The organism is Pseudomonas sp. GR 6-02, assembly GCF_001655615.1.
Classification (GTDB): Bacteria; Pseudomonadota; Gammaproteobacteria; order Pseudomonadales; family Pseudomonadaceae; genus Aquipseudomonas.
The window spans coordinates 6,081,225-6,098,743 of record NZ_CP011567.1; the positions used below are offsets into that span (position 1 = coordinate 6,081,225).

At 61.3% G+C, this 17,519-nt stretch carries 16 protein-coding genes; 3 read left to right on the forward strand and 13 right to left on the reverse strand.

The window, feature by feature from the left end; all coding sequences use genetic code 11:
* From PGR6_RS27060 to PGR6_RS27095, 8 genes are all read right to left on the reverse strand, one after another.
* Positions 1–426, reverse strand: a complete 426-nt coding sequence (locus PGR6_RS27060) for a hypothetical protein (RefSeq protein WP_064620988.1) — start codon at positions 424–426, stop codon at positions 1–3.
* An 85-nt stretch (positions 427–511) separates the two neighbouring features.
* On the reverse strand, positions 512–1,078 hold the full coding sequence (locus PGR6_RS27065; protein WP_018928667.1) for a phosphonate degradation HD-domain oxygenase: 567 nt from the start codon (positions 1,076–1,078) through the stop codon (positions 512–514).
* Positions 1,078–2,211 carry a TIGR03364 family FAD-dependent oxidoreductase gene (locus PGR6_RS27070; protein ID WP_064620989.1) on the reverse strand — a complete coding sequence of 378 codons (1,134 nt, stop codon included), beginning with the start codon at positions 2,209–2,211 and terminating at the stop codon, positions 1,078–1,080. Before PGR6_RS27070 ends, PGR6_RS27065 begins: the two co-directional genes overlap by 1 nt.
* 46 nt (positions 2,212–2,257) lie before the next feature.
* Entirely contained in the window at positions 2,258–3,283 is a 1,026-nt protein-coding gene (locus PGR6_RS27075; protein ID WP_064620991.1) for a putative 2-aminoethylphosphonate ABC transporter substrate-binding protein, read from the reverse strand.
* Positions 3,284–3,315: 32 nt separating this feature from the next.
* On the reverse strand, positions 3,316–5,040 hold the full coding sequence (locus PGR6_RS27080) for a putative 2-aminoethylphosphonate ABC transporter permease subunit (protein ID WP_064620992.1): 1,725 nt from the start codon (positions 5,038–5,040) through the stop codon (positions 3,316–3,318).
* Positions 5,040–6,116 (reverse strand): putative 2-aminoethylphosphonate ABC transporter ATP-binding protein, encoded by a 1,077-nt coding sequence (locus PGR6_RS27085; RefSeq protein ID WP_064620994.1) that lies wholly within the window; start codon positions 6,114–6,116, stop codon positions 5,040–5,042. The genes PGR6_RS27080 and PGR6_RS27085 overlap by 1 nt, the downstream gene beginning before the upstream one ends.
* A 227-nt stretch (positions 6,117–6,343) precedes the next feature.
* Positions 6,344–7,207, reverse strand: coding sequence for a LysR family transcriptional regulator (locus PGR6_RS27090; RefSeq protein ID WP_064620996.1), 864 nt, complete (start codon positions 7,205–7,207; stop codon positions 6,344–6,346).
* A gap of 16 nt (positions 7,208–7,223) precedes the next feature.
* Positions 7,224–9,524: a heavy metal translocating P-type ATPase gene (locus tag PGR6_RS27095; protein WP_064620998.1), complete on the reverse strand. Its 2,301-nt coding sequence runs from the start codon at positions 9,522–9,524 to the stop codon at positions 7,224–7,226.
* A gap of 84 nt (positions 9,525–9,608) precedes the next feature.
* On the opposite strand from PGR6_RS27095, the gene cadR reads away from it, so the two are divergent.
* The gene (cadR, locus tag PGR6_RS27100) at positions 9,609–10,058 is read left to right on the forward strand and encodes a Cd(II)/Pb(II)-responsive transcriptional regulator (protein WP_007897786.1); all 450 of its coding nucleotides are present in this window, start codon (positions 9,609–9,611) and stop codon (positions 10,056–10,058) included.
* Between the two features lie 93 nt (positions 10,059–10,151).
* Here the strand turns inward: cadR and PGR6_RS27105 are convergent, their stop codons facing one another.
* The 3 genes from PGR6_RS27105 to PGR6_RS27115 form a co-directional block, all read right to left on the reverse strand.
* Entirely contained in the window at positions 10,152–11,123 is a 972-nt protein-coding gene (locus PGR6_RS27105) for a thymidylate synthase (protein WP_064621000.1), read from the reverse strand.
* Positions 11,124–11,187: 64 nt separating this feature from the next.
* Positions 11,188–12,000 (reverse strand): prolipoprotein diacylglyceryl transferase, encoded by an 813-nt coding sequence (lgt, locus tag PGR6_RS27110; RefSeq protein ID WP_064621002.1) that lies wholly within the window; start codon positions 11,998–12,000, stop codon positions 11,188–11,190.
* Positions 12,001–12,083: 83 nt separating this feature from the next.
* Positions 12,084–12,866 (reverse strand): sulfite exporter TauE/SafE family protein, encoded by a 783-nt coding sequence (locus PGR6_RS27115; RefSeq protein WP_018928658.1) that lies wholly within the window; start codon positions 12,864–12,866, stop codon positions 12,084–12,086.
* 134 nt (positions 12,867–13,000) lie between these two features.
* On the opposite strand from PGR6_RS27115, the gene PGR6_RS27120 reads away from it, so the two are divergent.
* Positions 13,001–13,747 carry an NRDE family protein gene (locus tag PGR6_RS27120; RefSeq protein WP_064621004.1) on the forward strand — a complete coding sequence of 249 codons (747 nt, stop codon included), beginning with the start codon at positions 13,001–13,003 and terminating at the stop codon, positions 13,745–13,747.
* 175 nt (positions 13,748–13,922) lie between these two features.
* Here the strand turns inward: PGR6_RS27120 and ptsP are convergent, their stop codons facing one another.
* Positions 13,923–16,202: a phosphoenolpyruvate--protein phosphotransferase gene (ptsP, locus tag PGR6_RS27125; protein WP_018928656.1), complete on the reverse strand. Its 2,280-nt coding sequence runs from the start codon at positions 16,200–16,202 to the stop codon at positions 13,923–13,925.
* A 22-nt stretch (positions 16,203–16,224) separates the two neighbouring features.
* On the reverse strand, positions 16,225–16,704 hold the full coding sequence (locus PGR6_RS27130; protein ID WP_007897732.1) for an RNA pyrophosphohydrolase: 480 nt from the start codon (positions 16,702–16,704) through the stop codon (positions 16,225–16,227).
* Positions 16,705–16,847: 143 nt separating this feature from the next.
* Here PGR6_RS27130 and PGR6_RS27135 point away from each other — a divergent pair, with 143 nt between their 5' ends.
* Positions 16,848–17,504, forward strand: a complete 657-nt coding sequence (locus PGR6_RS27135) for an HAD family hydrolase (RefSeq protein ID WP_018928655.1) — start codon at positions 16,848–16,850, stop codon at positions 17,502–17,504.
* The last annotated feature ends 15 nt before the right edge of the window (positions 17,505–17,519 follow it).

A 17,519-nucleotide genomic window follows, 5' to 3' on the forward strand; every position in this document is an offset into this window, starting at 1 on the left:
TCAGCGCCAATCCAGTTTCAGAAACTCTTTGGCCAATGCCTTCACACGGCTACGATCCGTCCTGTTTGCTCGCCCGTCGTTGTCCACATCCGAGCTCAACACCCACTCAAAAACCCCATCGTTATCCAGATCGCGGACCGCAGCCTTGTAGGCAATCCTCGGTCCGTCATGAAAATGCAGTCGTACCGTCTCAGGCGTACCGTCAGCGGATGGATTCTGCGAGAAGATGCGCAAGTGCCGCTCCTCAGCTTCATCCGCGTTATACCAGGCGCATTTCAAGTACGTTTTGCCAAACGACTTGAGCTGTTGACGATCCGCGTCCGTCGCCTCGCGCTGCAACTGTTCACCTTCAAAGAACTGGAAAACGACGGTATCTGCCGAGCCCTTCCCGCTTCGATCCTGTGCAATCACTTTCAAAAAATGCATCCATGCGCTCCTTTGCGAAAAGGCCAGATTGATGCTTCGACACGCGTTGATCCATAAACCGATTCCCTATCGTGTGTCAGACAACTCAGCGCAGAACGCCGGACAACAGGCCCGCAGCCTTGCGTTTCAAGACGTCGAGGTCCATCACCGGCACGTCCATGTCCTTGGCGCACTCATCCCACTGACGCATCCGCAGACTGACCTCGCACAATGGATCGAGCTCAAAAGCCTCAGCCTCTTCAGCACTCATCACCCCACCCTGATACTCCAGCGTCCGCCGACTGGCTTCACTCAAACGCTCGTAGTACCCAGGCTCTCTGAGCGTCAGATAACGCTTGGCCTGCACGTGATATTCCACCAGCCGCGCCATGCGTTCGCTGAAACCGGCCCGACGCAAATAATCAGCGCCCAAACGCTCATGGCTGACCACCCCGAAGCCACCCATGCTCTCGGCCCCCTCGGCACAGAGATGCCCGATGTCGTGAAAGAACGCCGCCAGTACCACTTCATCATCGAAGCCCTCGGCCATCGCCAGTTCGGCCGCTTGCGACATGTGCTCGATCTGCGACACCGGTTCACCGATGTAGTCGTTATCGCCAAACCGTTCGTACAGACCGAACACCTCGGCGATCACTTGCTGATGGTGGTCCATCAACTGTCTCCCAATAAGCTGGCGACATTACGTTCCGCCAACGCCGGCCCGACGCTCATGCCGACACCGGAGTGCATCAGCGCCACGCTCACACCCGGCATCGGACGCAGAAAAGAAAACGGGCCGGGGCCGCGTGAACCGTAAACACCCTGCCAACGCTCGACCACTTGCACTTTGCAGCCCAACGTCTGCTCGGCCAGTTCGAGCATCCAGTCGTCCACCTGTTCGGCATTGAACGGTGATGGATCGCTGCCGTAATGGTGGGAGTCGCCGATGATCAACTCACCGTACGGTGTCGGGCTGATCAGCAGGTGAATGCCGTTTTCATGCAGATGGGGCGCCTCGCGCAGAATTTGCGCCTGTACCGCCGCAGCTTCCGGCAGATCGGCGAAGGCGCCGTAGTGCACGCAACTCAGACCGGTGAGCAGTGCGTGTTGCAGGTTGAGGTTGATCTGCGGCCGGGCGCGGAGCATTTGCAGGCGGCAGATTTGCGGGTTGAGTTCGGCAATCGGCTCGGCCAGCAAAGTTTGATAATCGTGGCCGGAGCAAACGATGATCTGCTCGGCGCTGAAGGTGCCGGCGGTGCTGTGCAAGCGGCCCGGCTCGATGTCGCGCACCAGGGTGGAGAAGTGAAACTCGACACCCCACTCACGGCGCAGGTAGTCGATCAATGCCGGAATCGCCTCGCGGGAATACAGCTGTTGATCGTCCATGCCGTGCAACGCGGCGCGGTGATGGCTGAATTGACCGCCGTATAAATCCCGCAATGGGTTGCCGCGCAACAGCTCGACACGGTAACCGTGCTCCACGGCACGCCCGGCGCAGAAGGCTTCCAGCAGGTGTTCTTCCGCTTCGGTACGCGCGAACAGGTACGAGCCGTTGCGCTTGAGGTGCAGGCCGGCAAGTTCTGCCCATCGGCCCCAGATTTCTCGACTGGCCCTGGCCAATTCGAGCATCGGCCCTGGTGGCTGGCCGGTGACCAGTGCCTGACCGAAGTTGCGTACAGATGCGCCCAATGGTGTGGCGCTGCGCTCGAAGACTTTGACCTTGAGGCCGCGCCTGGCGGCGGCATAGGCGTGGGACAGGCCTAGAATGCCGGCGCCGACGATCAGCATGTCGCTGTGGTGTGTCATGAAGATAATCCCGCTTTTTGTGGCGAGGGAGCAAGGTGTGAGTCCGTTACTTGGCAGCCACTTTCTCGGACTTGCCGTCATAGCGCTTGCGCCATTCAGTCAGGATCTCGTCGCGATTCTTCGAGGCCCAGGCAAAGTCGTTCTTGATCAAGCGCTGCTCATAGTCCGCCGGCAATTCAGTCTGCGGCTTGGCAATACCCGGTTGCGCGAGCACCGCGAAGTTCTCTTTATAAAGCTCCATCGCCGCCGGGCTTGCAGAGAAGTCGGCCAGTTTCTTCGCTGCTTCTTCATGCGCGGTGCCTTTAATCACGGCAGTCGCTTCGATCTCCCAGCCCAGGCCTTCTTTCGGCAGGATGATGTCCAGCGGCGCGCCCTGGCGTTTCAGCTGAACAGCCGGGTATTCGAAGGAAATACCGATCGGGAATTCACCGGCAGCGGCGAGCTTGCACGGCTTGGAACCGGAGTGAACGTACTGGCCGATGTTCTGGTGCAGGTCGTCCATGTATTGCCAGCCCTGCTTCTCGCCGAAGGTTTGCAGCCAGGCGCTGACGTCGAGGAAACCGGTGCCGGACGAGGCCGGGTTGGGCATGACGATCTTGCCTTTGTACTCAGGCTTGGTCAGGTCCTGCCAGCTCACGGGTTTGCTCAGCCCCTGCTTTTCGGCTTCGACAGTGTTGAAGCAAATGGTCGCCGCCCACACGTCCATGCCGACCCAGGCCGGTGGGTTGGCAGCGTCGCGGTAGTTGCCGCCGATTTTTCCCAGATCTTTAGGCGCATAACTTTGCAGCATCCCCTGTTGATCGAGGATCGCCAGGCTCGATGCCGCCAGGCCCCACACTGCGTCGGCTTGCGGACGGGCTTTTTCGGCCAGTAGCTTGGCGGTGATGATGCCGGTGGAGTCGCGCACCCACTTGATCTCGACGTCCGGGTTGGCCTTCTCGAAGGCTTCTTTGTAGGTCTTCAGTTGTTCGGCTTCGAGGGCGGTGTACACCGTCAACTCGGTTTTCGCAGCGAAGGCGTTCAGGCTGAAAGCGGTGAGGACAGCAGCGGCCAGGGCCAAGGGCTTGAACATGGTGCAATTCCTGTGTGAGTTGAAGGTGTGAATCAAAGACCGGGCGCGGTCTGCCGCCAGGCCTGGGAGCGGCGCAATAAACCGCGCGAGGCCCAGGCCAGCAGCAGGGACACGCCCGCCGAGGTGAACAGAATCAGGGTCGACATTGCCGCCGCACCGCCGACGTTGCCGGCGTCGTCCATGTTCAGCACCGCCACCGCCGCGAGAATGGTGTCGGGGCTGTAGAGGAAGATCGCCGCCGAGACGGTGGTCATGGCCGAGACGAACAGGTAGCGCACGATGTCCAGCAACGCCGGCAGGCAGATCGGCACGGTGACTCGCAGGTAATGCCGATACAGCGGCGCCTTGAGCGACAGCGCGGCGGCTTCGAACTCAGCGTCGAGCTGGCGCAGCGCGGTGGTGGCGGTCATTTGCGCGGTGGTCAAATAGTGAGCAATGGTGCAAACCACCAGCAGCGTCATGCTGCCGTAGAGCACATGCAGCGGATTGCCGCTGAGGTTGAAGAAGAAGACGTAACCCAGGCCCAGCACCAGACCCGGCACCGCCATCGGTACGAAACTGAGCATGCGCAGTGTCAGATTCAGCCCGCGCTGGCCACGGGTTTTCTCCATCAGGTAGGCGCCGGTGAAGATCAGCACGCTGCCGATCAACGCCGTGCACAACGCCATCTTCACGCTGTTGCCGTAGGCCAGCCAGCCGCCGCCCGCGGTGTCGTTGAACTGGTAATGGTTGAGCGACAGCGACAGGTTGTACGGCCAGAACTTCACCAGCGACGAGTACACCGCCATGCCGAACACCAGCAGCAACACCGCGCAGATCAGCAGCACGATGGCCAGATAACAACCGTCGCGCAGCCTCGACGGCATTGGCTGAAAGACTTGCGCCCGACCACTCATGGAATCGCCATGACGCCGACGCAGCCAGGCGTCGACACCAAAGCTGAACAGCGCCGGCAGCAGCAGAACCATGCCGATCAGTGCGCCGCGACCGAATTGTTGCTGGCCGACCACCGCTTTGTAGGCTTCCAGCGCCAATACCTGATAGTCGCCACCGACCACCACGGGCACACCGAAGTCGGTGATGGTCAGGGTGAACACCAGACAGAACGCTGCGAACACCGCCTGACGCGTCGCCGGCCAAGTGATGCTGCGAAAGGCTTTCGCCGGGCTCGCGCCCATGCTGGAGGCGGCATCGAACAGTCGCGCATCCGCCAGGGACAGCGCTGACAGCAAAATCATCAAGGCGTGTGGGAAGGTGTAGATGACCTCGCCGAGCACAATGCCCCAGAAACCGTAGATGTTGTCCGAAAACAGACCGCGCAACAGGCCCTGATTGCCGAACAGATAAACCAGCGCAATCCCCGGCAACATCGACGGCGCCATCAATGGCAGCAGCGACATGCCGCGCCAGATACCTTTGCCAGGAATCAACGTGCGTTGCAGGGCGTAGGCAAACAGGTAGGCCAGCGGTACGACAATCGCCGCCACGCTGAGGGAAACCTTCAGGCTGTTGCCCAGCAACCAATGGAAATTCGCGCTGGTCAGCAGTTCTCGGGCAGCCACCAGACCACCGCCCTGCCCGGCCTGCGAACTGAACCCGCGCCAGAAGATCGCCAGCAACGGCATCAACACCGCCACGCCGAGCATCACCAACAACAGCAGCTTGCCGCCGACCACGAACAGCCGGTCGCCGATCTCGGCACGGGAGGCCTGCCGAACCTGCTTGTGCGGTATCGGCAGCGCGACGTTCGCGCTCATCAGGCGAACACCTGCAGGCTGCGCGGCGGCAAGGCGACCATGATCTGTTGCGCACCGAGACGCGGCATCGCTTCCGGCGCCAATTCCGCCAGCAATGCATGACCTGGCAGTTGATCGAGCTCGAAGCTCATGCGGCAACGATTGCCGAGGAAAGTGATTTCGCGAACCTTGGCCGGGAACAGGTTTTCTTCATGCACCAGCGGGTTGACGTTGATCGCCTCGGGACGGCAGAACAAACGGCCCGACGCGGTTTTCGCACTGCCTTCGGCCAGGCGCATGTGCATCCCGCCGACCAGGGCATGACTGTCGCTGCTACGGCGGAACGGCAGCCAGTTGCCCTGACCGACGAACTCCGCCACAAACGGTGTGGCCGGGCGGTCGTAGATGTCCTGCGGTGTGGCGTACTGCTCGACCTTGCCGTTGTTCATCACGGCGATGCGGTCGGCCATCAGCATGGCTTCGTCCTGATTGTGCGTGACCATCAGGGTGGTGATGCCGAGGTTGCGCTGCAATTGGCGCAACTCGGTGCACAGATGCTCGCGGACCCGGGCATCGAGCGCCGACATCGGTTCGTCCAGCAGCAACAAGGAAGGGGCCGGCGCCAGAGCCCGGGCCAGCGCTACGCGTTGCTGCTGACCGCCGGACAACTGGCCGGGGTATTTTTTCTCGCTGCCGGTGAGGCCAACCAGCTCCAGCATCTGACCGACACGCTTGCGCACCTCATCGCGACCGCTGCCGGCGAGGCCGTAGGCGATGTTCGCTTCGACGGTGAGATTGGGAAACAGCGCGTAGGACTGGAAGAGAATGCCGTAGTCCCGGGCCTGAGGCGCCAGGTGGGAAACGTCGCGATCACCGAGGTATAACTCGCCGCTGTCCTGGCGCTCAAGGCCGGCGATGCAACGCAGCAAGGTGGTCTTGCCGCAACCCGACGGCCCCAGCAGACACACCAGTTCACCGGCTGCCACGTCGAGGGAAACGTTATCCAGCGCGGTGAACGCACCGAAGCGCTTCTGCACGCCGCGCACTTTCATCGGCGCGCCGGGGTTGGTCAGGGCAGTTGCGATCGAGTGGTTCATGGACAGGCCTCATCAAGCAGATGAGGGCCATCCTAGGTTTGCAATGCGTCCGTCATGTGGCAACGAGGCAAAAACGGCCGATAGTGGTATTCAAGGATTTTAGTTGGATGGAGCGAACAGTGAATAACCTGTGGCGAGGGAGCTTGCTCCCGCTGGGTTGCGAAGCGGCCCCAGAAAATGGGCCTGCTGCGCAGTCCAGCGGGAGCAAGCTCCCTCGCCACAGGGATCTACGCCGGGGCCATTTCCTGCGCCAGTCCGAGAAACGCCGCCGGCAGCCGGGCGCCTTTTCGCTCCTTGAGGCAGTACAGGTACTCGGGAATCTGCGGCGCATTCTCGAGGGTCAGCACCCGCAATTGCGGATCGTGCGGCACTTCCTGCCGGGCGATGATGCTGATGCCGATGTTGCGCAACACCGCTTCACGAATCGACTCGCGGCTGCCAATCTCCAGCAGCGGCCCGAAACTCACCCCGGCACTGGCCAGCAACTCTTCGGTCAAGCGCCGGGTGGTCGAGCCCGACTCGCGCATCAACAAGGTATACCCAGCCAACGCACTGAGCGGCACATGGTCATGCACCGCCAGAGGATGATTACGATGCACCGCCAACACCAGCGGGTCACTGCCCAGTACCCGGCGGATCAGCCGCGCATCGTCGAGCAACTGCGAGGACGCGGCGACATCGACCCGGTAATCCTCCAGCGCTTCGAGCACCTGCTGGGAGTTGCCGATTTCCACCGACACCTCCACCTGCGGCAAGCGCTCGCGAAAGGTCTTCACCAGATCGAGGATGTAATACGGCGCCGTGGCGGCGATGCGCAACGTGCCCTGGACCTGACCGCTGTTACGCAGGAAGAACTCGATATCGGCTTCCTGCTGCAGCAGTGCCTTGACCATCGGCAACAGCCGCGCACCTTCGTCGCTGACGCTGAGGCGGCGGCCGCCACGGTAGAACAGCTCAACCGAATACTGGCTTTCCAGGTGCCGGATCTGGGTCGTCACCGTCGGTTGGCTCAGGCCGAGCTTTTTCGCCGCCAGGGTAATGCTGCCCAGCCGGGCCACCATGTAAAACGCCTTCAGCTCGGCACTCAGCACACCCGTCCCTCATCGTCTATTTGCGCAACAGGCGCAAACCGTTGAACACCACCAGCAGGCTCACGCCCATGTCGGCGAACACCGCCATCCACATGGTGGCGATCCCGGCGAAGGTTACCCCAAGAAAGATCGCTTTGATGACCAATGCCAGGGCAATGTTCTGTTTGAGGATATTGGAGGTCTGCCGCGACAGGCTGATGAAGGCCGGGATCTTGCGCAGATCATCGTCCATCAGGGCGACATCGGCGGTTTCGATGGCGGTGTCGGTCCCGGCGGCCGCCATGGCGAAACCGATCTCGGCCCGCGCCAGTGCAGGAGCGTCGTTGATGCCGTCGCCGACCATTCCCACGCGATAGCCCTGGGCATACAGCGTTTCGATGGCCTGCAGCTTCTCGCTCGGCAACAGATCGCCTTGCGCCTGATCGATGCCCACATGGGCGGCGATGACCTCGGCGGTGTGAACGTTGTCACCGGTCAGCATCAGGGTTTTGATGCCCAGTTCATGCAACTGCTGGATCGCTTCGCGACTGGTCGCTTTCACAGTGTCCGCGACGGCAAACAAGGCCAGCGGACCCGACTTGTCGAGCAACAGCACCACCGACTTGCCCTGTTTCTCCAGCGCAAACAGCTGCTCTTCCAGCGCTGGAGAACACAGGCCCAGATCTTCCACCAGACGGTGATTGCCCAAGTGGTAGAGCTCACCATTGATCTCGCCGCGCACGCCTCGCCCCTCCAGGGCGTGGAAGTTATCCACCGTCAGCGGCGCGCGCTGGTTATCCACAACTGCCGCGTTGGCGATGGCCAGCGACACCGGGTGATCCGAGCGACCAGCCAGCGCCGCCGCAAGGGCCGGGGCTGTTTGATCGGCGGTCGGGTCGAGGGACAAATAGTCGGTCTGCACCGGTTTGCCATGCGTGAGGGTGCCGGTCTTGTCGAGGGCCAGGTAGTCGAGTTTGTAGCCGTGCTCCAGGTAGACGCCGCCCTTGACCAGAATCCCTTTGCGCGCCGCTGCCGCGAGGCCGCTGACGATGGTCACCGGGGTGGAAATCACCAAGGCGCATGGGCAGGCGACCACCAGCAACACCAGCGCCCGATAGATCCAGTCGAACCACAGCGCGTCCATGAACAGCGGCGGGATCACCGCCACGGCGAGGGCCAGGATGAACACCGCCGGTGTGTAGATTTTCGAAAAGCTGTCGACGAAACGCTGGGTCGGCGCCCGCGCGCCCTGGGCCTGTTCGACGGCGTGGATGATCCGCGCGAGGGTCGAGTGATCGGCCGCTGCGGTCACGGTGTATTCCAGTGAACCGGACTGGTTGATGGTGCCGGCGAACACTTTGTCGCCGATGGTTTTTTCGACCGGCAGGCTTTCACCGGTGATCGGCGCCTGGTTGATGGTCGAGCTGCCAGACAACACTTCACCGTCCAGACCGATCCGCTCACCGGGACGCACCCGCACCCGTGCGCCCAGTACGATGCTTTTCACCGGTTGTACGACCCAACTGCCGTCGGCTTGCTGCACCGTAGCTTGCTCGGGCGCCATCTGCATCAGTCCGCCGATGGCGTTGCGCGCCCGGTCCAGGGACCTGGCTTCGATCAGCTCGGCCACGGTGAACAGGAACATCACCATCGCCGCTTCCGGCCACTGGCCGATCAGGACCGCACCGGTCACCGCGATGCTCATCAGCGCGTTGATGTTCAGGTTGAGGTTTTTCAGGGCGATCCAGCCCTTTTTATAGGTACCCAGGCCGCCACTGAGGATTGAGATCAGCGCAATCACCGCCACCACCCAAGTGGGCGCCGCGTTAGTGAAGTGGATCACTTCAGCCGCCAACGCACCAACGCCGGACAGCGCCAATGGCCACCAAGGTTTTTTCTCTGGCACAGGTATTGGCGCTTCGACGCCTTGTTCCAGCGGCTCGGCGTGCATGCCGAGGGATTTGATCGCCTCGATGATCGGCGCGGTGCCTGGCAGGTCGTGGGTCACGCCCAACACCCGGTTGATCAGGTTGAATTCCAGTTGCTGCACACCCGCAAGCTTGCCGAGTTTGTTCTGGATCAGCGTCTGCTCGGTCGGGCAGTCCATGGCCTCGATGCGGAAGCTGCTCAGCCGCGCGCCGGCGGTCGGCGTCTCGCTCAACTTGATCAGCGATGGCGCCGCTTTGGAGGAACAGCAGGAATCGCCGTGGCCGCCATGATCATGGCTACCACGGCCATGCTGGGGCGCAGGCTGCAGCTTGTGGCTGTGATCGTGATCGTGATCGTGATCGTGATCGTGATCAGCCTCGGGTTTGTGGGTGTGAAGAGAATCGCTCATTGGTCGCGTCCATGAAGGTGCCTGTTGCCAAGTAAAGACCCTGTAGCCACTATAGGGTCAAGCACCCTTTTGGAGATTGACGCGATGAAAATAGGAGAACTGGCGAAACTCACCGACTGCGCCGTAGAAACCATCCGCTACTACGAGCGCGAAAACCTGCTGCCGGAACCGGCCCGCAGCGACGGCAATTACCGCGTCTACACCCAGGCCCACGCCGAACGCCTGACTTTCATCCGCAATTGCCGCACCCTCGACATGACCCTGGAGGAAATCCGCAGCCTGCTGGCCCTGCGCGACAGCCCGCAGGATCAATGCGAAAACGTCAACGCGTTGATCGACGAGCATATCCATCATGTGAAGGCACGGATTGACGGCTTGCTGGCCTTGCAGACACAACTGCTCGACCTGCGCCAACGCTGCAGCGAAGGGCCGGATATCGATCAGTGCGGGATTTTGCAGCGGCTGGAGGTGAGTGGCGGGGTTGTCGCGACGGAGGTTGAACATTCCCATGTTGGCCGAAGCCACGGGCATTAAGAATGCCTTCGCGGGCAAGCCTCGCTCCTACAGGTATCGTGTGAACCTGTAGGAGCGAGGCTTGCCCGCGAACACCGCGAAGCGGTGCCAGACTCAGACCGCCATCGGCGCCGTCATCGGAGCGTGGTGCTCATAGCCTTCGAGCGAGAAATCACTTGGCTCGATCAGCTCCAGCCACTCCGGCTGATACACACCGGTCTTGGCAAACTCTGGCACACGGTCGGAGATCTTCAGCTTCGGCATGGCGAATGGCTCGCGCTTGAGCTGTTCGTTGAGCATGTCCAGGTGGTTTTCGTAGACGTGGGCATCACCGATGAAATAGGTGAACCAGCGCGGCGTGTAACCGGTCAGGCGACCGATCAGGCTCAGCAGCGCGGCGCCTTCGGTGAGGTTGAACGGCGTGCCCAGGCCCAGGTCGTTGGAGCGGATGTAGAGGGTCAGGGAGATTTCCCTGGTCTCGACATTCGGGTGGAACTGGTACAGCAAGTGGCACGGCGGCAGGGCCATTTCATCGAGCTGCGCAACGTTCCAGCCGTGGAACAGAATGCGACGGCTGCCCGGGTCCTTGATGATGGTGTCGACGCACTGGCGGATCTGGTCGATCGCCTTGTACAGCACCACATAAGCCTGGCCGTCTTCTTCGCCTTCGGCGATTTGCCGATAGCCCTGGCTCAGGGTCTGCTCGATGGCGGCCTGGTTGCTGACCGGGATCTGCTTGTACGCCGGCCATTTGCGCCATTGCACGCCGTAGATCTCGCCGAGGTCGTCTTCGCCCTGACGGAACGGGTTGGCCAGCCACTGGGCGTTTTCGTTGGCGTTCTGGTCCCAGACCTTGCAACCCAGCGCACGGAATTCAGCGGCGTTGTTCACCCCGCGCAGAAAACCGCACATCTCGCCGATGGCCGACTTGAAGGCCATCTTGCGGGTGGTGATCGCCGGGAAACCTTCCTGCAAATCGAAGCGCAGCATCGCACCCGGAAAGCTGATGGTGTTCACGCCGGTGCGGTTGGCCTGTTTGGTGCCGTTCTTGATGACGTGGGCGACCAGATCGAGATATTGCTTCATGAATTACCTGTGTCCTTGAACCCGGAGCCGTCGCCCCGGGGTTCGAATTTTTTGCGCCAGCTGCTTATACAGCCGCTGCGGGGGCCGCCGGGGCGCGTCGATAAGCCAGCCAGATCAGGAATAGACCGCCGACGATCATCGGTACGCACAACACCTGGCCCATAGTCAGCCAATTCCACGCCAGATAGCCCAGTTGCGCATCCGGAACGCGGACGAACTCGACGATGAAACGGAAAATGCCATAGAACAGCGCAAACATCCCGGACACCGCCATGGTCGGCCGTGGCTTGCGCGAGAACAGCCAGAGGATCAGGAACAGCGCCACACCTTCCAGCGCAAACTGGTACAGCTGCGACGGGTGACGCGGCAACTGCGCCGGGTCGCTGAACGGCGGGAAGATCATCGCCCACGGCACGTCGGTCGGCTTGCCCCACAACTCGGCGTTGATGAAGTTGCCGATGCGCCCGGCACCCAGACCGATCGGCACCATCGGCGCAACGAAGTCCATCAGCTGGAAGAACGACTTGTTGTTCTTTTTACCAAACCACAACGCTGCGAGCATCACACCGATGAAGCCACCGTGGAACGACATGCCGCCCTTCCACACCTCGAAGATCAACATCGGGTTGGCCAGGTAAGCGCTCAGATCATAAAACAGCACATAACCCAAGCGGCCACCGACGATAACGCCCATCGACATCCAGAACACCATGTCGGAGAGTTTCTCCTTGGTCCAGGTCGGGTCGAAGCGGTTCAGCCGGCGGGACGCCAGCAGCCACGCGCCGCCGATGCCGACCAGGTACATCAGGCCGTACCAGTGGATTTTCAGCGGACCGATGGCCAGGGCCACCGGGTCGATCTGCGGGTAAGGCAGCATTGCGACTCCTCGTTAGAGTTGAAACCTTCAAAATTCCCGGGCGACGCTGTCACGCCAGGATTAAGCCAGGATTGCGTTAGGTGTCAGAGCAGGAAGTTCAAGCCGACGCAAAACAGCAAAGCGGCAAACAGTCTTTTCAGCAAGCGTGGCGACAGCCTGTGGGCCAGTCGTGCACCGAGGCGGGCGAAGACCATGCTGGTCAGAGCGATCCCCAGCAGCGCCGGCAAATAAACAAAACCGAGACTATGGGCCGGCAGCAGTGGATCGTGCCAGCCCAGAATCATGAAACTTAATGCACTTGCCAAAGCGATGGGCAGGCCACAGGCCGACGATGTGGCCACCGCTTGTTGCATCGGAACGCTGCGCCAGGTCAGGAATGGCACGGTCAGCGAGCCGCCGCCGATCCCGAAAATCGCCGAAGCCCAGCCAATCACACTGCCGGCCACGGTCAGACCGACTTTACCGGGCACCGTTCGGCTGGCCTTGGGTTTGAAGTCCAAGGCGAGTTGAACAGCGATGATCAACGCGAATATGCCGATGATCTTCTGCAGATTCGGCCCGGAGATCGCTTCGGCGGTCAGCGCGCCAAAACCGGCACCGATCAGAATGCCGAGAGTCATCCAGGCAAAAATCGGCCAACGCACGGCGCCGCGGCGATGATGTTCGCGAACCGCATTGACCGACGTAAAAATGATCGTCGCCAGGGAAGTACCGACTGCAAGATGCGTCAGGATCGACGGATCAAATCCCTGCAAGGTGAAGCTGAACACCAGCACCGGGACGATGATAATCCCGCCGCCTACCCCAAACAGCCCGGCCAGCACGCCCGCACAGGCGCCCAGCGCCAGATAGAGCAAAAATTCCATGGCCACGTCCCCAAGCATCCCGAAACAGGAGCGGCATGGTAACGGATGCATGGCCTCGGGCTCCACTGCGGATGGCGATGGATCGATGAGCGATGTCTGCGTAGAGTGAGCAAAAAACACACAAGGACCACCTTATGTGCCTGATTGTCTTTGCCTGGCGGCCGGGTCATGCCCAGCCGCTGATCGTGGCGGCCAACCGCGACGAATTCTATGCCCGGCCCAGCCTGCCCCTGGCGCAATGGCCGCACGCCCCGCATGTCTACGCCGGGCGTGACCTCGAGGCCGGCGGTACGTGGCTCGGTGTCGGCGCCAATGGGCGCTTCGCCGCACTGACCAACATCCGTAATCCCCTTCAACCGCCGGCCGCCAAGTCGCGAGGCGAACTGGTGGCGCAGTTTCTCAGCGGGGAAACGCCCATTGAAGACTATTTAAGCGACGTTATCGCACGCTCGGCTGAATATGCCGGGTTCAATCTGCTGGCCGGCAATGCCAAAGAGCTCTGGCACTTCAACGCTCGGGAAACCGCGGCGGTCAGGCTCGAACCAGGGATTTATGGGTTATCGAACGCGGGGCTGGATACGCCGTGGCCAAAAGTGCTCAAGGCCAAGGCAGCCTTGAGCGAAGTGCTGGACGACCCGCAGCCGCAGGCGCTATTGGCCTTGCTCAGCGATCCACAGACGGCGCCGCTTGCCGAGCTGCCGGACACTGGCGTGGGGCAAGCCACCGAGACGTTGTTGTCGAGCGTGTTTATCAAGAGCCAGGCTTATGGGACGCGGGCGAGCACGGCGTTGATTGTTCAGGCGAATGGGATGCGGCATATGGTCGAGCGGAGTTTCGGGCCGTATGGGGGGCATTTGGGGGAGGTAGAGATCAGGATTTGAAGTCGGGCGATTAATTGTGGCGAGGGAGCTTGTCGGATCGCCGCACCGTCCCGCTGGAGCGCGAAGCGCTCCCGATCCGGCCGATGCGTTCTTTCATAAAGATCGCATCGGCTGAATCACGACTGCTTCGCAGCCGAACGGGAGCAAGCTCCCTCGCCACAGGGCCGCCGCTGACCTAGAGGGTCTTGACCGAAGCCGGATTGATCATCCGTGCCAACCCAAGGTTTTTCAGCGCCAGTTGCAGCGAGCTGTGGATAACTTGTGGGTTGTCGATGGTCATCAGCTCCGCCAGCAACTCCTTGGCCTTGCTCAGGTTGATCTGACGCAGCATCCACTTCACTTTCGGCAAGTTGGTGGCGTTCATCGACAGGCTGTCGAAGCCCATTGCCATCAACAGCACCGCCGCCGCCGGGTCACCGGCCATTTCGCCGCAGATACTCACCGGCTTGCCTTCGGCATGCGCATCGCGCACCACGCTCTGCAAGGCTTGCAGCACCGCCGGGTGCAGGTAGTCGTAGAGGTCGGCCACCCGTGGGTTGTTTCGGTCCACGGCCAGCAGGTACTGAGTCAGGTCGTTGGAGCCGACCGACAGGAAGTCCACCTGCCGCGCCAGTTCCTTGGTCTGATACACCGCTGCCGGAATCTCGATCATCACGCCAACCGGCGGCATCGGCACGTCGGTGCCTTCGTCGCGGACTTCGCCCCAGGCCCGGTGGATCAGGTGCAAGGCTTCTTCCAGTTCATGGGTGCCGGAAATCATCGGCAGCAGAATACGCAGGTTGTTCAGGCCTTCGCTGGCCTTGAGCATGGCGCGGGTCTGCACCAGGAAGATTTCCGGGTGGTCGAGGGTCACGCGAATGCCGCGCCAGCCGAGGAACGGGTTGTCTTCCTTGATCGGGAAGTACGACAGCGCCTTGTCACCGCCAATGTCCAGGCTACGCATGGTCACTGGTTGTGGATGGAAGGCGGCAAGTTGCTCGCGATAGATCGCCAGCTGTTCCTTTTCGCTCGGGAAACGCTGGTTGATCATGAACGGCACTTCGGTGCGGTACAGGCCCACGCCCTCGGCACCGCGCTTCTGCGCCCGTGCCACATCCGCCAGCAGGCCGGTATTGACCCACAGCGGCATGCGGTGGCCATCGACCGTTACGCACGGCAGGTCGCGCAATGCATCCAGCCCGAGGGCCAGTTGTTTCTCTTCCTCGACCACGTCGGCGAACTGCTTGCGCAGCACGTCACTCGGGTTGGTGTAGACCTCGCCGTGGTAGCCGTCGACGATCATCTGGATGCCGTCGACCTTGGAGTACGGCAGGTCGACCAGGCCCATCACCGTCGGAATACCCATGGCGCGCGCCAGGATCGCCACGTGGGAGTTGCCGGAACCGAGTACCGACACCAGGCCCACCAGCTTGCCTTCCGGCACCTCGCCGAGCATCGCCGGCGTCAGTTCTTCGCTGACCAGAATGGTGTTGTCGGGGTAGACCAGCGTCTGCTGCCGCTCTTCCTGCAAGTAGGCGAGCAAACGGCGGCCGAGGTCCTTGACGTCCGAGGCCCGCTCACGCAGGTAGGCGTCGTCCATCAGTTCGAAACGGTTGACGTGATCGGTAACCACCTGACGCAGCGCGCCCTGGGCCCACTGACCGGTCTTGATCACGGTGGTGACTTCGCTGCCGAGCGAAGCATCGTCGAGCATCATCAAGTAGACGTCGAACAGGGCCCGCTCTTCAGGTCGCAGCTGGGTTGCCAGCTTGGCGGACAAGGCACGCATGTCGGCGCGCACGCCTTCGATGGCCGTCTTGAACAGCCCAAGTTCTGCATCGATGTCGGTGATGGTCTTGTCCGGCACCACGTCCAGATCGGCCGGCGGCAGCATGACGACCGCGGTGCCGACCGCCGCGCCCGGCGAACCCGGTACGCCGACGAACTTTGCTTCCTGGATACCTTTGCCCTGACGGCCCAGGCCACGGATCGAACCGGTGGCCTCGGCGTGGGCGATAACGCCGGCGAGCTGCGCGCTCATGGTCACGAGGAAGGCTTCTTCACCTTCATCGAACTGGCGGCGTTCCTTTTGTTGAATGACCAACACGCCGACGACGCGGCGGTGGTGAATGATCGGCGCCCCGAGGAACGACGCGTAGCGCTCTTCACCGGTCTCGGCGAAGTAACGGTAGCGCGGGTGATCCGCGGCGTTTTCGAGGTTCAGGGGTTCTTCACGCGTGCCGACCAGGCCGACCAGACCTTCGTTGGGTGCCATGCTGACTTTGCCGATCGAGCGCTTGTTCAAGCCCTCGGTGGCCATCAGCACGAAGCGGTTGGTCTCTGGATCAAGCAGGTAGACCGAGCAGACCTGGCTGCCCATGGCCTCTTTGACGCGCAACACAATAATCCCCAACGCCGCCTTGAGATCCTTGGCGGAGTTAACTTCCTGGACGATCTTGCGCAGCGTATTGAGCATGGCTCGGGGTCGAACTCCGTCGTCAGTCGCGCGCTAAAAGGCGCGGGGCAAGCTCTTTGAGAGCGCGTCGATACACCTCGCGCTTGAATGTCACCACCTGGCCCAACGGATACCAATAGCTGACCCAGCGCCAGCCATCGAATTCCGGTTTACCGGTCAAATCCATCCGCACCCGCTGCTCGTTGGAGATCAGGCGCAGGAGAAACCATTTCTGCTTCTGGCCGATGCACAGCGGTTGGCTGTGCGTTCTGACCAGACGTTGCGGCAAACGATAACGCAACCAGCCCCGGGTGCAGGCGAGAATTTCAACATCTTCGCGCTCCAGGCCCACTTCTTCGTTCAACTCGCGGTACAAGGCGTCTTCCGGCGTCTCCTGGGGGTTGATCCCGCCCTGTGGAAACTGCCAGGCATCTTGATTGATTCGGCGAGCCCATAGCACCTGGCCAGCATCATTCGTCAGAATGATCCCGACATTGGGGCGGAAACCATCGGGGTCGATCACGGCAACAACCTCGCAAACGCATGTCGCCGCATTGTTCCACAAAGGTTGTGAAAGCAGCAACGAGCCGACCTACCTTATGTGCACTCTTGTGAAAAGTCCGTATTCTGGAGACCTTTCTACAGACTTTTCAGCGAGTAACTGCAATGCGGCTGGCTTTATTCGACTTGGACAACACGCTTCTGGGCGGCGACAGTGACCACGCCTGGGGCGATTATCTGTGCGAACGCGGTTTCCTCGACGCCGTCGCCTACAAGGCACGCAACGACGAGTTCTATCAGGACTACCTGGCCGGCAAGCTGGATCAGGCCGCCTACCTGAACTTCTGCCTGGAAGTCCTCGGCCGCACCGAAATGGCGACACTGGATCAATGGCACCTGGATTACATGCGCGACTGCATCGAACCGCTCGTGCTGCCCAAGGGCCTCGAACTGTTGGCCCAACACCGTGAGGCCGGCGACAAGCTGGTCATCATCACCGCCACCAACCGTTTTGTGACCGGGCCGATTGCCACGCGTTTAGGCGTTGAAACCCTGATCGCCACCGAATGCGAAATGATCGACGGCCGGTACAGCGGGCGCAGCACCGATATCCCGTGCTTCCGTGAAGGCAAGGTGACCCGGTTGAATCGTTGGCTGGAAGAAACCGGCCACAGCCTGGAAGACAGTTATTTCTACAGCGACTCGATGAACGACTTGGCGTTGCTGGAGCAAGTGACGAATCCGATCGCGGTCGATCCGGACCCTAACTTGCGGGCCGAGGCCGAGAAACGTGGCTGGCCGGTGATCAGTTTGCGCGATTGATTAAGCCTGTAGCAG

Bases quoted from the DNA above. Each gene is read 5' to 3' on its own strand.
- PGR6_RS27105 (WP_064621000.1), bottom strand. From the start codon at position 11,123: ATGAAGCAATATCTCGATCTGGTCGCCCACGTCATCAAGAACGGCACC.
- lgt (WP_064621002.1), bottom strand. From the start codon at position 12,000: ATGCTGCCTTACCCGCAGATCGACCCGGTGGCCCTGGCCATCGGTCCG.
- PGR6_RS27070 (WP_064620989.1), bottom strand. From the start codon at position 2,211: ATGACACACCACAGCGACATGCTGATCGTCGGCGCCGGCATTCTAGGC.
- PGR6_RS27085 (WP_064620994.1), bottom strand. From the start codon at position 6,116: ATGAACCACTCGATCGCAACTGCCCTGACCAACCCCGGCGCGCCGATG.
- cadR (WP_007897786.1), top strand. From the start codon at position 9,609: ATGAAAATAGGAGAACTGGCGAAACTCACCGACTGCGCCGTAGAAACC.
- PGR6_RS27120 (WP_064621004.1), top strand. From the start codon at position 13,001: ATGTGCCTGATTGTCTTTGCCTGGCGGCCGGGTCATGCCCAGCCGCTG.
- PGR6_RS27080 (WP_064620992.1), bottom strand. From the start codon at position 5,040: ATGAGCGCGAACGTCGCGCTGCCGATACCGCACAAGCAGGTTCGGCAG.
- PGR6_RS27135 (WP_018928655.1), top strand. From the start codon at position 16,848: ATGCGGCTGGCTTTATTCGACTTGGACAACACGCTTCTGGGCGGCGAC.
- PGR6_RS27075 (WP_064620991.1), bottom strand. From the start codon at position 3,283: ATGTTCAAGCCCTTGGCCCTGGCCGCTGCTGTCCTCACCGCTTTCAGC.
- PGR6_RS27065 (WP_018928667.1), bottom strand. From the start codon at position 1,078: ATGGACCACCATCAGCAAGTGATCGCCGAGGTGTTCGGTCTGTACGAA.
- PGR6_RS27095 (WP_064620998.1), bottom strand. From the start codon at position 9,524: ATGAGCGATTCTCTTCACACCCACAAACCCGAGGCTGATCACGATCAC.
- PGR6_RS27060 (WP_064620988.1), bottom strand. From the start codon at position 426: ATGCATTTTTTGAAAGTGATTGCACAGGATCGAAGCGGGAAGGGCTCG.
- PGR6_RS27115 (WP_018928658.1), bottom strand. From the start codon at position 12,866: ATGGAATTTTTGCTCTATCTGGCGCTGGGCGCCTGTGCGGGCGTGCTG.
- ptsP (WP_018928656.1), bottom strand. From the start codon at position 16,202: ATGCTCAATACGCTGCGCAAGATCGTCCAGGAAGTTAACTCCGCCAAG.